Source organism: Methyloversatilis sp. XJ19-49 (assembly GCF_024580145.1).
In the GTDB taxonomy this organism is placed as follows: domain Bacteria; phylum Pseudomonadota; class Gammaproteobacteria; order Burkholderiales; family Rhodocyclaceae; genus Methyloversatilis.
Genome location: NZ_JANINI010000004.1, coordinates 196946 through 208711, shown reverse-complemented (window position 1 = coordinate 208711; position 11766 = coordinate 196946). Strand labels below are relative to the sequence as shown.

Here is an 11766-nt window from a genome sequence, read left to right as displayed (position 1 = left end):
CGGCGCTATTTGCGCCAGAAGCCCGGCGTGAAGAGGATGAGCAGCGAAAACACTTCGAGGCGCCCCAGCAGCATGGCAAAGGTGCACACCCAGGTCTGGAAGTCGGTCAGCGACGAGAAATTGGTGGCCGGGCCGACTTCCTGCAGACCGGGGCCGATGTTGTTGATGCAGGAAAAGGCGGCCGTGAAGGCGGTCAGGAAATCGCCGCCGGACAGCAGCAGCACGAAGGTCACGAGCACGATGCTCATGAAGTAAACGAAGATGAAACCCAGTACCGCCTGCGCCACACGATCCGACACCGGCGTACGGCCGACACGCAGCGGATGCACCGCCGCGGGGTGGATCAGGCGCACCATTTCACGCCGGCTCTGGCCCATCAGCACCAGGGTACGCATCATCTTGATGCCGCCGCCGGTCGAACCCGAACTTGCCGTGATCGCGCCCAGAAACAGCATCCACAGCGGCGCAAACAGCGGCCAGGTGCCGTAATCGGTGCTGGCGTAACCGCTGCTGGTCGCGATCGACACCAGATTGAACGCCACGTGGCGCGCGGTCAGCAGAAAATCCTCGTGCACATCCTGAAAGTGGATGTACAGCGTCAGCCCGATGAAGCTGCCACCCAGCACGAGCAGGATGGATTTGGCTTCGGCGTCGCGCAGATAGGGCCCGACGGAACGCCGCTGGAAGGCGATGAAGTGGGTCGCGAAGTTCATGCTCGCAAAGATCATGAACAGGATCAGCACGCCTTCGATGACGACCGAATCGAAGGCGCCGATGCTCGCGTCACGGGTCGAGAAGCCACCCAGCCCGAGCGCGGAAAACCCGTGGCAGATGGCGTCTATCCAGTCCATGCCGGCCAGCTTCAGCGCAAGGATGCACAGGATGGTCAGGCCGATGTACATCGAATACAGGGCCTTGGCCGTATCGGTGATGCGGGCCGTCAGCTTGTTCTCCTTCATCGGACCGGGCATTTCGGCCTTGTACAGCTGCATGCCCCCGACACCGAGCAGCGGCAGGATGGCGACTGCGAACACGATGATGCCCATGCCGCCCAGCCACTGCAGCAGATGGCGCCACAGGTTCAGCGCCGGCGGCAGCGTGTCGAGCCCGACCAGCGTGGTGGCGCCGGTCGTGGTCAGCGACGACATCGCCTCGAACAGCGCATCGGTGAAGCTCAACGAGTCGAGCGTCAGCATGAAGGGCACGGTGGCGATCACCGCCATGCACAGCCAGGCCGAACTGACCAGCATGAAGCCGTCGCGCGGCTTGAGTTCGGCGTAGCGGCCACGTGTGCCCATGTAGAGCAGCATTCCGCTGATGGCGCTGATCGCCATGCCGTCGACGAAAGGCATCGCCGAGCCGTCGTCGTAGATCAGCGCACAGGCGATCGGCACGAGGTAGGCCGCGCTGAACACGATCAGCAGGCGACCCAGTACGTTGATGACCGACAGCATCAGAGGAAACCGAAGCCGACCTGGAACAGTCGCTCGACGCGCGACACCAGTTTCTGACTCGAGCAGAACACGATCACGTGGTCTTCCGGCTCGATCACCGTATCGTGGTGCGGAATGATCACCACGTCGTGCGTTTCCTGCACCGCCTGGTCGGACACGCCTATCGTGACCGGCCGGTCCGTGCGGCGAACGATGGCGGCGATCAGCGCACCTTCGGGCAGACCGATTTCCTCGATCCGCCGGCCGATCACCTTCGACGTCTTGCGGTCGCCATGCACCACCAGTTCGAGCGCCTCGGCGGCACCGCGGCGCAGGCTGTGTACCGCGACCACGTCACCGCGGCGCACGTGGGCTAGCAGCGAACCGATCGACACCTGGGCCGGCGAAATGGCGATGTCGATGGCGCCCGCCTGCACCAGATCGACGTAGGCCTTGCGGTTGATCAGCGCCACCACGCGGCGCGCACCCATGCGCTTGGCCATCAGGCTGGACATGATGTTGTTCTCGTCGTCGTTGGTCAGCGCGAGATACAGGTCCATGTCGTCGATGTTCTCGGCTTCCAGCAACACCTCGTCGGTGGTGTCGCCGGCCAGCACCAGCGTCTTCGGCAGATGGGTGGACAGGAATTCCGCGCGCACCCTCGAGTGTTCGATCAGCTTGAGCTCGTAATCCCTTTCCAGCGACGTGGCGAGCCGGAAACCGATGTTGCCGCCACCGGCGATCATGATGCGGCGCATCGGCTTGTCGAGCCGGCGCAGTTCGGCGGTGACCGCACGGATGTGTTCGCTGGCAGCGAGGCAGAACACCTCGTCGCCCGGTTCGATCACTGTGTCGCCGTCCGGAATGATGGCGTTGTTGCGCCGGTAGATGGCCGCAATGCGTGCGTCGATGCCCGGCAGGTGCTGGCGCAATGCCTTGACCGGCCCGCCGACCAGCGGACCGCCGCCGACCGCGCGCACCGCCACCATCGTCACCCGGCCCTTGCCGAATTCGATCACCTGCAGCGCCTCCGGAAAGGCGACCAGCCGCTTCAGGTAGTCGGTGACTTCCTGTTCAGGACAGATCGAGAAATCGACCGCGAAGTTGTCGTCATCCAGCAACTGCGGGTAATCGGCGTAATCGATCGAGCGCAGGCGGGCGATGCGGGTCGGCAGGTTGAACAGCGTCTGCGCGATGCGGCAGGCACACAGATTGGTCTGGTCGGACGCGGTGACCGCGATCAGCAGGTCGGCATCTTCGGCGCCGGCCTGGCGCATCACCAGAGGGCTCGCCCCGTTGCCGAACACCACGCGCAGGTCCAGCCTGTCCTGCAGCGCCTGCAGGCGCTCCGCGTCAGTATCGACGACGGTGATGTCGTTCGCTTCCGACGCCAGGTTTTCGGCCACTGACGAGCCGACCTGACCCGCGCCCAGGATGATGATCTTCACGCGCCCACCTTGCGAAAAAGTTGCGCGAGTGTAGCGGCAACACGGCTGTTGCGGTGCAGCAGCGCGGTGTTCAGCCGGCTTTCATTCAGGTTTCACTCGCGATTCAGACGCTGCCCAGCATGCCTTCGCGCTCGATGAACGCGATGATGAAGTCGAGGTTGTGGCCGGTTTTCATGTTCGAGAACACGAACGGTCGTTCGCCGCGCATCTTCTTCGCGTCGCGCTCCATCACGTCGAGCGACGCGCCGACCATGGGCGCGAGATCGATCTTGTTGATGATCAGCAGGTCGGACTTGCAGATGCCCGGCCCGCCCTTGCGCGGGATCTTGTCGCCGGCCGCCACGTCGATCACGTACAGCGTGAGGTCGGACAGTTCCGGACTGAAGGTCGCCGCCAGATTGTCGCCGCCGGATTCGATCAGGATCACGTCAAGCCCGGAAAAGCGCGCATTCAACCGCGCCACGGCCTCGAGATTGATCGACGCGTCCTCGCGGATCGCGGTGTGCGGGCAGCCGCCGGTTTCCACGCCGATGATGCGTTCGGGTGGCAGCGCCTGGTTGCGCACCAGAAACTGCGCGTCTTCCTCGGTGTAGATGTCGTTGGTCACCGCCGCGATGTTGTAGCGGGCGCGCAGTGCGAGGCACAGCGCCAGCGTCAGCGCCGTCTTGCCCGAACCGACCGGGCCGCCGATGCCCACGCGCAGCGGCGGGCGGGGAGTGGGTGAAGTCATGAGGTCGTCCTTTCTTCAAAAGCGGCGGTGGCGCTCGCCCGGGGGAGCGCCACCTGTGGGGGCTGTCACTGTGGGGGCTGTCACTGTGGGGGCTGTCACTGTGGGGGCTGTCACTGTGGGAGCTGTCACTGTGGGAGCTGTCACTGTGGGAGCTGTCACTGTGGGAGCGGCGGCCTCGCCGCGATCGTCACTCTGATCAGCGACCATCGCTGCTCGATCGCGGCGAGGCCGCCGCTCCCACAGGGGGCCGCTCCCACAGGGGGCCTTCATGATCTGAACAGCCTCGAATACTGCGTTTCGTGCCGGCAACTGGCGATGGCGAGGCCCGGCGCGAAGTTGCTCCAGTCCGCCCGCGGCAGGTCGATGGCGGCGTCGACGCGCGACGGAATGGCTTCGCCCAGCATCATCAGCAGGCGCTGGCCGGCGGTCTGGCCGAGCGGCACCGCCTTGATCGCCGCCATCACCTGGTTCTCCGCCCACGCCCACGCCCAGGCGGTCAGCGCAGGCCCGACCGGTACATCGAGCGCCACCGCAGCGCCTGACCAGGCGGTCGGAAACGCGGGTTCGCAAATGTCCGCCAGCACATCGGCGACGCCGCGGCAGGCGTCGAGCGCCTTCAGCAACTGCGTGCACGAATAGCCCATCTGCACCGTTTCGGCGCGCAGTTCGGCCGCCTCTCGACTGGCCAGATAATCATCATTGAGTGATGCGAGCACCGCGTGATCGGCGGCTGACCACGCGCGCATGAGCGTCGCCAGCAGCGGCAGTTCGAAGCGCGCGACACCGGCGTCGAGCACGGCCCGTATCCAGGCGCCGGCGTCCGCTTCGGTTCGGATGGCGCCGCCATCCACCTGCCACTCCAGCCCCTGCGAATAGCTGAACGCGCCGACCGGCAGCGTCGGGCTGGCCAGATGCAGCAGGCGGACGAGCGCCAGGGGTGTCACGCAGCGCCACCGAACAGATGCAGTTTCGCGCCGGTTTCCTCGGCATGAGCGTGCGTGTGATGCGCCGGCTGGCCGCCATAGGCGCCGGCCTCCGGTTCGAAGGGGGCGCGGGCTTCGGTCACCTCCAGACCCAGACCCGCCAGCATCTGCGCCAGCACATGGTCAGCCGCCAGCCGCAGCAGGCCGGGCTGCACTTCGACCGCGACATGGCGATTGCCGAGGTGATAGGCCGCCCGCGCGACGAGCAGCGCATCGGCGCTGCGCGCCTCGGTCACCGTTTCCGCGGCCGCGACGACCTGCACGACGCGGCCATCGTTGCCGGCCAGCCGGTCGCCGCTGCGCAGTATCGTGCCGCGCGGCAGGAACAGTCCGACCTCTTCGCCCGAATCGAGGTGGGTGCGCAGCCGGCATTTGGCGCGCAGCTCGAACGACAGCGTCAGTGTTCCGGCCGGCACGGCGTCGGCCGGCGCGAAGTGTTCGATCAGCAGCATGTGTGTGTCTACCGCGGATGTCGCGGCAAGAAAACCATCCGCATCAGAACAGGAAATAGCGCTGCGCCATCGGCAGCTCCTCGGCCGGCTCGCACACCAGCAGTTCGCCGTCGGCGCGCACGGCGTAGGTTTCCGGATCGACGTCGATCTGCGGCTGCCAGCTGTTGAGCACCATGTCGGACTTGCGGATCGTACGCGTGTTGCGCACAGGTTCGAGCCGTTTCGCGAGTCCCAGTGCGGCGACCGCGGGATTGTGCAGCGCCGCCTGCGACACGAAGGTGAGCGAGGTGCGCAGGCCGCCCCCGAAGCTGCCGAACATCGGCCGGTAGTGCACCGGCTGCGGCGTCGGGATCGACGCGTTCGGATCGCCCATCGCGGCAGCGGCAATCATGCCGCCCTTCAGGATCAGACTGGGCTTGACGCCGAAGAAGGCCGGCTTCCACAGCACCAGATCGGCCAGCTTGCCGGTTTCGATCGAGCCGACGATGTGGCCGATGCCGTGCGTGATCGCCGGGTTGATCGTGTACTTCGCGATGTAGCGACGCACGCGGAAATTGTCGGCCGCCGGCGATGCGCCGGACGCATCGCTCAAGGTACCGCGCTGCAGCTTCATCTTGTGCGCGGTCTGCCAGGTGCGGATGATCACTTCGCCGACCCGGCCCATGGCCTGCGAGTCGGACGACATCATCGAGAAGGCGCCGAGATCATGCAGGATGTCTTCGGCGGCGATCGTTTCGCGCCGGATGCGGCTTTCGGCGAAGGCCACGTCTTCGGCGATGGCGGCGTCGAGGTGGTGGCACACCATCAGCATGTCGAGATGCTCGTCGATGGTGTTGACCGTATAGGGCATCGTCGGGTTGGTCGATGACGGCAGCACGTTGGGCATCGACGCCGCGCGCAGGATGTCCGGCGCGTGTCCGCCGCCCGCGCCTTCGGTGTGGAAGGTGTGGATGGTGCGGTCCTTGAACGCGGCGATGGTGGTTTCGACGAAACCGGATTCGTTCAGCGTGTCGGTATGGATGGCGACCTGCACATCCATGTCTTCGGCCACCGACAGGCAATTGTCGATGGCGGCCGGCGTGGTGCCCCAGTCCTCGTGCAGCTTGAGCCCGATCACGCCCGCTTCGACCTGTTCGCGCAGCGGACCTGGCAGCGAGGCATTGCCCTTGCCGAGAAAGCCGAGGTTCATCGGAAACGCTTCGGCCGCGGCCAGCATCGAGTGGATGTGCCACGGACCCGGCGTGCATGTGGTGGCATAGGTGCCGGTGGCCGGTCCGGTGCCGCCGCCCAGCATCGTCGTGACGCCGGACATCAGCGCCTCCTCGATCTGCTGCGGGCAGATGAAGTGGATGTGGCTGTCGATGCCGCCGGCGGTGACGATCATGCCTTCGCCGGCGATGATTTCGGTGCCCGGGCCGATGACGATGCCGACACCGGGCTGGATGTCCGGATTGCCGGCCTTGCCGATCGCCGCGATGAAGCCGTTCTTCAGCCCGATGTCGGCCTTGACGATGCCCCAGTGGTCGACGATCAGCGCGTTGGTGATGACGGTATCCATCACGTCGGCGCTCAGGCGCTGACTCTGACCCATGCCGTCGCGGATCACCTTGCCGCCGCCGAACTTCACCTCTTCGCCGTAGATCGTATAGTCGCGTTCGACCTCGATCCACAGTCCGGTGTCGGCCAGCCGGACGCGGTCGCCGGTGGTCGGGCCGAACATTTCCGCATAGGCCTGCCGGCTGATCCGTGTGCTCATCGGAACGCGATCACCGGCTCACTGCTTGCCGAACATGCGGCGCGCTGCGGGTACGCCGGCGCATCACCAGCGCGCCGACGCCGCCGAGGATGGCTGCAGCGGCGATCATCGCGACATGGTCGGGCTGGCTGACCAGATGCATCAGCGTGGCAAGCAGGCTGCCGTGATGTTCGCCATCGTGTGCCCAGGCCGCACTGCTCCACAGCGCCACAAGCACCACTGTCGTTCTGGTCATGTCCTGTCTCCAAGGGGGTCAAGCGGGCCCTGAACGCGGCCCTGAAATCCGAAAACCCGGCGGTCGCCGGCCAGTGCGGCCAGCTGCACGGTGCGCAGCTGGCCGGGTTCGAAACGCACCGCGGTCCCGGCTGCGATGTCCAGCCGGAAACCACGCGCCGCGGCCCGATCGAAATCGAGCCCGTCGTTGGTTTCGGCAAAGTGGTAGTGCGAACCGACCTGTACCGGCCGGTCGCCGGTGTTGCGCACGTCGAGCGTGATCGTCGCGCGGCCGGCGTTGAGTTCGATGTCGCCGTCGGCGACCTGCATCTGTCCGGGAATCATGTGTTGTTCCTGACTGGCTTCATATCTGTCGTGCGGTTTTGCAGGCGGGGATGTCGGGCATCGCTGCGCTCACCCCAACCTGCGGGTGCCGGCGGGAATCATGTGTCCTTTTCCGACCGGCTTCATTCCGGATTTCCGGGTGGGGTGTTGGGCATCGCTACGCTCACCCCAACCTACGAAACCCGTCGGGTACGGCGAGAACCCGTAGGTTGGGGTGAGCGTAGCGATGCCCAACGACGACGGCGTGCTGGCCGCGACACAAGGCTTGTGCATCCGTCGCCTCACCCCGAGCGCGCACCAAAACGGTAATCGCGCACGGGCTTGGTGCCTGCTTCGTCGTCTGCGCTGTCGTGCTTCTTCGACAGCAGGTCGCGCACCAGCAGCAGGTTCACCAGCAGTTCTTCGTCGTCGGTCAGTTCTTCGATCTCGGACAGGGTTCGGGTGCGGTAATCGAGGTCGACCAGCAGCGCGTCGAGATTGACCGACACGCCGAGCGTTCGCCGCACGCTCAGCTTGAAGCGCGCCAGACGACGGGCCAGCTCGACTTCCTCATCGCTCACCGAAGCGCCTCACTGTATGGGTTGGTGGACGGTCACCAGCTTGGTGCCGTCGGGGAATGTGGCTTCCACCTGTATGTCCGGAATCATTTCCGGCACACCTTCCATGACGTCGTCACGGCCGAGCAGGGTCGTCCCGAAGCTCATCAGTTCGGCTACGCTGCGTCCGTCGCGCGCGCCTTCCATGATGGCGGCGGTGATCAGCGCCACCGCTTCCGGGTAGTTCAGCTTCAGCCCGCGCGCACGCCGGCGTTCGGCGAGCAGGGCCGCGGTGAAGATGAGCAGCTTGTCTTTTTCGCGTGGCGTCAGTTCCATCGTTGTTCTTTTCTTCCGCTTTCAGAGGTGTCGAACAGCCTGTCCATCGACCTTCAGGTCGCCCAGATCCGGGGCGGCTGCGCCGCCCGCCCGGTCATTGCCGGTCGCACCAGCGACCACAGATGCACGAACCATGCCCGGGCTGACTGGGTGCACGCCCCACGATAGCGCGCAACCAGCAGACCGGGCAGCCGGGTGACGCCGCCGTCGCCCAGGGCACAGGGCAGCGCACGGCAGGCGGCGAGCAGCGCGTCATCGGCTTCGAAACCCGCGCACAGCAGCGTACCGAACACCGACGCACCGGCCAGTCCGGCGGCCGACTGCAGCAGCGGCGAATCGCCGTCCAGCCGCGCCTGCTCCAGCCACAGCGTCTTCCCGGCGCGGACGACGCGCGTGTCGAGCTTCAGTTCGCCGCGGGAAAAGCGCTCGCCGCTGGCCGTGCGGCCGAGGCAGTAGAGATCCAGACCGATGAAATGCGCGCCAGCGTCGAGCTCGATGCGGCTGGCGATGTGCGCCCGTGCGCCGTCGAACACGATGGCTTCCTGCGGCAGCCATTCGACGCAGGCACCGGCGCCGATGTGCATCGACAGGCCGGACTGCGCCAGCGGCCCGGCGCTGCGATACCACTTGGTCGCACCCGGCGTGGTGATCAGCGCATGCGCGCCGTCGGCGGCGGCGATGTCCGCCTGCAGCGCGTCACCGCCTGCGATGCCGCCCGGCGGATGCAGCAGCAGGGTGTGGCACACCGCGTCGCCTTCCGGATAGAGCGCCTTCTGCACACGCAGCGGACCGACGTGTTCGCGCCGCGCGAGCACGCTGCGGCCGCCGGAGAAGCGGTAGTCGAGCGCGATGCGGGCCTGCCAGCCGGCCGGGGCATGCTGCGGTAAGAGAGGTGCCATCGAAGCGGTCATCGGCGTTGCGTCCATCGGCTGATGGTAAACGACTGTTCGCAGCGAGGGCGGCAACGGAACCGTTGACCGATTGGCGACACCAAGCGCTTGTGATCCGATCCAGACACTCCCGGGGGCTCCATGAAGCGATTGTCGGCAGCAGTCTGTCTCAGCGCGCTGTGTGCATGGGCCCCGGCCGATGACTCGGCGGTGTCGAACGACGCCCTGTACGAGCGCGTACCGGGCGCGGCCCGCACGGTGTTCCAGCTGTACGCGAAAAGCGCGCGCGGCACCTCGAGCGGTTCGGCGGTCATGGTCGGTCCGGGCCTGCTCGCCACCAGCTGCCATGTACTGGGCGAGGCGACGCATGGCGTCGTGGTGCAGACCGGCGAGGCGCTCACCGTCGATCTGGTCGCGGCCGATTACCGGCGCGACCTGTGCATCCTCAAATCCGACCAGATCGGCACGCGCGCCGCGCCGCTGATTCCGTCCAGCCAGGTCAGCAAGCGCGACGTGGTGTTCAGCCTCGGCTTCACCGCCGGGCGATTCGCCTACGACGTGGGGGAGGTGAAGCAGCTGTATGCGATGGATGGCAGCCGCGTGCTGCGCGGCAGCGCCGCCTTTGCCGCCGGCGCGTCAGGCGGCGGGCTGTTCGACCACGAAGGGCGACTGATCGGCATCCTGACCTTCTACAAGCTCAGTCCGGACAAGAGCATGTTCTTTGCCATCCCGGCCGACTGGGTACCCGAGGTACTGGCGGCCGGCATCAAGCCCCGCCTTCCCGATCAGACGCCGTTCTGGGCCGAAGCGGATGCCACGCGCGCGCCTTTCCTTCAGGCGGTGCAGTTCGAGCATGAGGGGCGCTGGGACGAGCTGGCGCGACACTGCCGCGGCTGGTTGATGGCGCAGCCGGACTCGGTCGAGGCGCGCGACATGCTCGAACTTGCGCGGGCACAGGGCGGTGGCTGAATGTTGGGTACCATCGGCGCCGTACCCAGCCGACCCGACGACCGATGACCCCGAAACACCTGCTTGCCCTCGCCGCACTCGCCTGCATGACAGCCGCCCAGGCTGCACCCCCCGCCATCGGTGACACCGTGACGCTGCCGTTCGAGGGCATCGACGGCGTGATCACGATGAGGCTGCCGCTGTTTCCGCAGCCGGAAACCGGCAGCGAAACGGTGCAGCAACGTCACAGCCTCACCCGGTCGATCCAGCAGATGCAGTCATCGGTCTGCGCCTACAACCGCGAACAGCTCCGGGCGCTGCGCGGCCGCCAGGGCGACAAGGAAGTGTTCACGGTGCTCGACTACCGCGAAACCCGCTGGCCGCGCGAGCGGGGGGGCGCGCTCAAGCGCTGGATGCAGGTGCGCAGCGTGGATCGCCCGGCCTGCGAAGGCTGGATCGAGATGGGCTCGCAGTAGGGTCTGCGCCCCGTCAGGCGGTCAGGCCGAATTTCTGCTGGATGCCCGCCACGCCGCCACGCGAGCGGGCGAGTGCCGACACACAGTGCGGATCGAGCTGTCCGGCGTCGGCCATGCGCTTCAGTTCGAGCAGGGCTTCGTCGTTGCTGCACGGCGTGCGGTAAGGGCGTATTGACGTCAGCGCGTCGAATATGTCGGCGGTCGCAACGATGCGCGCTTCCAGCGGCACGGCATCTCCCGCCACGTGTTGCGGGTAGCCGCTGCCGTCCAGGAACTCGTGGTGGCAGCGAACGATGTTCTTCAGCACCTGGAAATACGGCGTTGAGACAATGCCACCCTCCAGCATCATTTCTTCGATGAGCCGCTCACCCAGAGCGACATGTTCCTGCATGGCGAGGCGCTGTTCGTCGGTCAACCGCCCGGGCTTCAGCAGCAGGTTGTCGGCGACACCCACCTTGCCGACGTCATGCAGAGGGGAAAACAGATACACGTGTTCGATGAATTCGTCGTTGCGCCCGAATTGCGGCGCGACGGCTTTCGCAATGAGGCGGCTGTAGCTCGACATGCGGTCGAGGTGACGACCGGTTTCAATGTCGCGCAGGTGCGCCCTTTCGCCCGCGTTCGTGGCGAGCCCTGCGACCGCCAGCGACAGGTTGAACATGTTGAGCACCGACAGCCGGCACCACTGCACGTAGATCTGCAGCTCATGCAGCAAGCGGCTGTCGAAGAGGCCCCGTCTGCGCGAATCGAAGAACAGGAAACCGAGCAGCTTCGCCGACTGGTAGAGCGGCACCGTATAGCTGCTGCGATAGCCATGCGACAGCAGCCACAAGGTGTGTTCGCCGTGCGGCGGCTGCAACTTCGCCATGTCGTCAATCACGCGCGCTGAATGGTTGTGCGCCAGCTCGAACAGCGAAGGGACATCGGCCAGCGGGCGCTCGTACAGGGCCAGTCGGTCGGCCACGTCGCTGCTGTCGACATAGGTCTTCAGCGTGTCGTGCCGGCTGTCGTACAAGGCGATGGCGATGCGGTGCACCTGCGGATGATGATGACGCACCCGGGCATGCAGCCAGCGCATCTGCTCGGTCAGCGATGTACCGGGATCACCGGCAGGGGCTTCGGACGAATCGACGTTCGGCATCGCGCATACCTGACGAAACGAGTACCCCAATTATGAACCTTTGCAGGCCCGGGCGTGCCGGCAACGACGGTCGGAATAC

General features: G+C 66.1%; 14 protein-coding genes. 2 read left to right on the top strand and 12 right to left on the bottom strand.

What is annotated here, in order from left to right; all coding sequences use genetic code 11:
• Positions 1 to 5 precede the first annotated feature (5 nt).
• From NMQ16_RS07095 to NMQ16_RS07045, 11 genes are all read right to left on the bottom strand, one after another.
• On the bottom strand, positions 6 to 1454 hold the full coding sequence (locus tag NMQ16_RS07095) for a TrkH family potassium uptake protein (RefSeq protein WP_257079838.1): 1449 nt from the start codon (positions 1452 to 1454) through the stop codon (positions 6 to 8).
• Positions 1454 to 2881 carry a Trk system potassium transporter TrkA gene (gene trkA / locus NMQ16_RS07090; RefSeq protein ID WP_257079837.1) on the bottom strand — a complete coding sequence of 476 codons (1428 nt, stop codon included), beginning with the start codon at positions 2879 to 2881 and terminating at the stop codon, positions 1454 to 1456. The genes NMQ16_RS07095 and trkA overlap by 1 nt, the downstream gene beginning before the upstream one ends.
• Before the next feature lie 103 nt (positions 2882 to 2984).
• On the bottom strand, positions 2985 to 3611 hold the full coding sequence (gene ureG / locus NMQ16_RS07085) for an urease accessory protein UreG (protein ID WP_257079836.1): 627 nt from the start codon (positions 3609 to 3611) through the stop codon (positions 2985 to 2987).
• 266 nt (positions 3612 to 3877) lie between these two features.
• Positions 3878 to 4555, bottom strand: a complete 678-nt coding sequence (locus tag NMQ16_RS07080; RefSeq protein ID WP_257079835.1) for an urease accessory UreF family protein — start codon at positions 4553 to 4555, stop codon at positions 3878 to 3880.
• The gene (gene ureE / locus NMQ16_RS07075; protein WP_257079834.1) at positions 4552 to 5046 is read right to left on the bottom strand and encodes an urease accessory protein UreE; all 495 of its coding nucleotides are present in this window, start codon (positions 5044 to 5046) and stop codon (positions 4552 to 4554) included. The genes NMQ16_RS07080 and ureE overlap by 4 nt, the downstream gene beginning before the upstream one ends.
• Positions 5047 to 5089: 43 nt before the next feature.
• Positions 5090 to 6802: an urease subunit alpha gene (ureC, locus tag NMQ16_RS07070; RefSeq protein ID WP_257079833.1), complete on the bottom strand. Its 1713-nt coding sequence runs from the start codon at positions 6800 to 6802 to the stop codon at positions 5090 to 5092.
• A 10-nt stretch (positions 6803 to 6812) separates the two neighbouring features.
• Positions 6813 to 7037 carry a hypothetical protein gene (locus NMQ16_RS07065; RefSeq protein WP_257079832.1) on the bottom strand — a complete coding sequence of 75 codons (225 nt, stop codon included), beginning with the start codon at positions 7035 to 7037 and terminating at the stop codon, positions 6813 to 6815.
• The gene (locus NMQ16_RS07060) at positions 7034 to 7360 is read right to left on the bottom strand and encodes an urease subunit beta (protein ID WP_257079831.1); all 327 of its coding nucleotides are present in this window, start codon (positions 7358 to 7360) and stop codon (positions 7034 to 7036) included. Before NMQ16_RS07060 ends, NMQ16_RS07065 begins: the two co-directional genes overlap by 4 nt.
• Before the next feature lie 281 nt (positions 7361 to 7641).
• Positions 7642 to 7920 carry a hypothetical protein gene (locus NMQ16_RS07055; protein WP_257079830.1) on the bottom strand — a complete coding sequence of 93 codons (279 nt, stop codon included), beginning with the start codon at positions 7918 to 7920 and terminating at the stop codon, positions 7642 to 7644.
• A gap of 9 nt (positions 7921 to 7929) precedes the next feature.
• Entirely contained in the window at positions 7930 to 8232 is a 303-nt protein-coding gene (locus NMQ16_RS07050; protein WP_257079829.1) for an urease subunit gamma, read from the bottom strand.
• Between the two features lie 53 nt (positions 8233 to 8285).
• A complete protein-coding gene (locus tag NMQ16_RS07045) occupies positions 8286 to 9131 on the bottom strand; it encodes an urease accessory protein UreD (protein WP_257079828.1) in 846 nt (281 codons plus the stop codon).
• A gap of 132 nt (positions 9132 to 9263) precedes the next feature.
• Between NMQ16_RS07045 and NMQ16_RS07040 the strand changes: the two genes are divergently transcribed.
• Together NMQ16_RS07040 and NMQ16_RS07035 are read left to right on the top strand one after the other, a co-directional pair.
• On the top strand, positions 9264 to 10091 hold the full coding sequence (locus NMQ16_RS07040) for a serine protease (protein WP_257079827.1): 828 nt from the start codon (positions 9264 to 9266) through the stop codon (positions 10089 to 10091).
• Between the two features lie 44 nt (positions 10092 to 10135).
• Positions 10136 to 10546 (top strand): hypothetical protein, encoded by a 411-nt coding sequence (locus NMQ16_RS07035; RefSeq protein WP_257079826.1) that lies wholly within the window; start codon positions 10136 to 10138, stop codon positions 10544 to 10546.
• A 13-nt stretch (positions 10547 to 10559) separates the two neighbouring features.
• Here NMQ16_RS07035 and NMQ16_RS07030 read toward each other — a convergent pair whose 3' ends face one another.
• Positions 10560 to 11687, bottom strand: a complete 1128-nt coding sequence (locus NMQ16_RS07030) for an HD-GYP domain-containing protein (RefSeq protein WP_257079825.1) — start codon at positions 11685 to 11687, stop codon at positions 10560 to 10562.
• Positions 11688 to 11766 lie beyond the last annotated feature (79 nt).

What these genes read in the sequence shown, in the direction of transcription:
- NMQ16_RS07060 (WP_257079831.1), bottom strand. Translation starts at nt 7,360, where the DNA reads ATGATTCCCGGACAGATGCAGGTCGCCGACGGCGACATCGAACTCAAC.
- NMQ16_RS07065 (WP_257079832.1), bottom strand. Translation starts at nt 7,037, where the DNA reads ATGACCAGAACGACAGTGGTGCTTGTGGCGCTGTGGAGCAGTGCGGCC.
- ureE (WP_257079834.1), bottom strand. Translation starts at nt 5,046, where the DNA reads ATGCTGCTGATCGAACACTTCGCGCCGGCCGACGCCGTGCCGGCCGGA.
- NMQ16_RS07095 (WP_257079838.1), bottom strand. Translation starts at nt 1,454, where the DNA reads ATGCTGTCGGTCATCAACGTACTGGGTCGCCTGCTGATCGTGTTCAGC.
- NMQ16_RS07035 (WP_257079826.1), top strand. Translation starts at nt 10,136, where the DNA reads ATGACCCCGAAACACCTGCTTGCCCTCGCCGCACTCGCCTGCATGACA.
- NMQ16_RS07050 (WP_257079829.1), bottom strand. Translation starts at nt 8,232, where the DNA reads ATGGAACTGACGCCACGCGAAAAAGACAAGCTGCTCATCTTCACCGCG.
- NMQ16_RS07040 (WP_257079827.1), top strand. Translation starts at nt 9,264, where the DNA reads ATGAAGCGATTGTCGGCAGCAGTCTGTCTCAGCGCGCTGTGTGCATGG.
- ureC (WP_257079833.1), bottom strand. Translation starts at nt 6,802, where the DNA reads ATGAGCACACGGATCAGCCGGCAGGCCTATGCGGAAATGTTCGGCCCG.
- NMQ16_RS07030 (WP_257079825.1), bottom strand. Translation starts at nt 11,687, where the DNA reads ATGCCGAACGTCGATTCGTCCGAAGCCCCTGCCGGTGATCCCGGTACA.
- NMQ16_RS07045 (WP_257079828.1), bottom strand. Translation starts at nt 9,131, where the DNA reads ATGGCACCTCTCTTACCGCAGCATGCCCCGGCCGGCTGGCAGGCCCGC.
- ureG (WP_257079836.1), bottom strand. Translation starts at nt 3,611, where the DNA reads ATGACTTCACCCACTCCCCGCCCGCCGCTGCGCGTGGGCATCGGCGGC.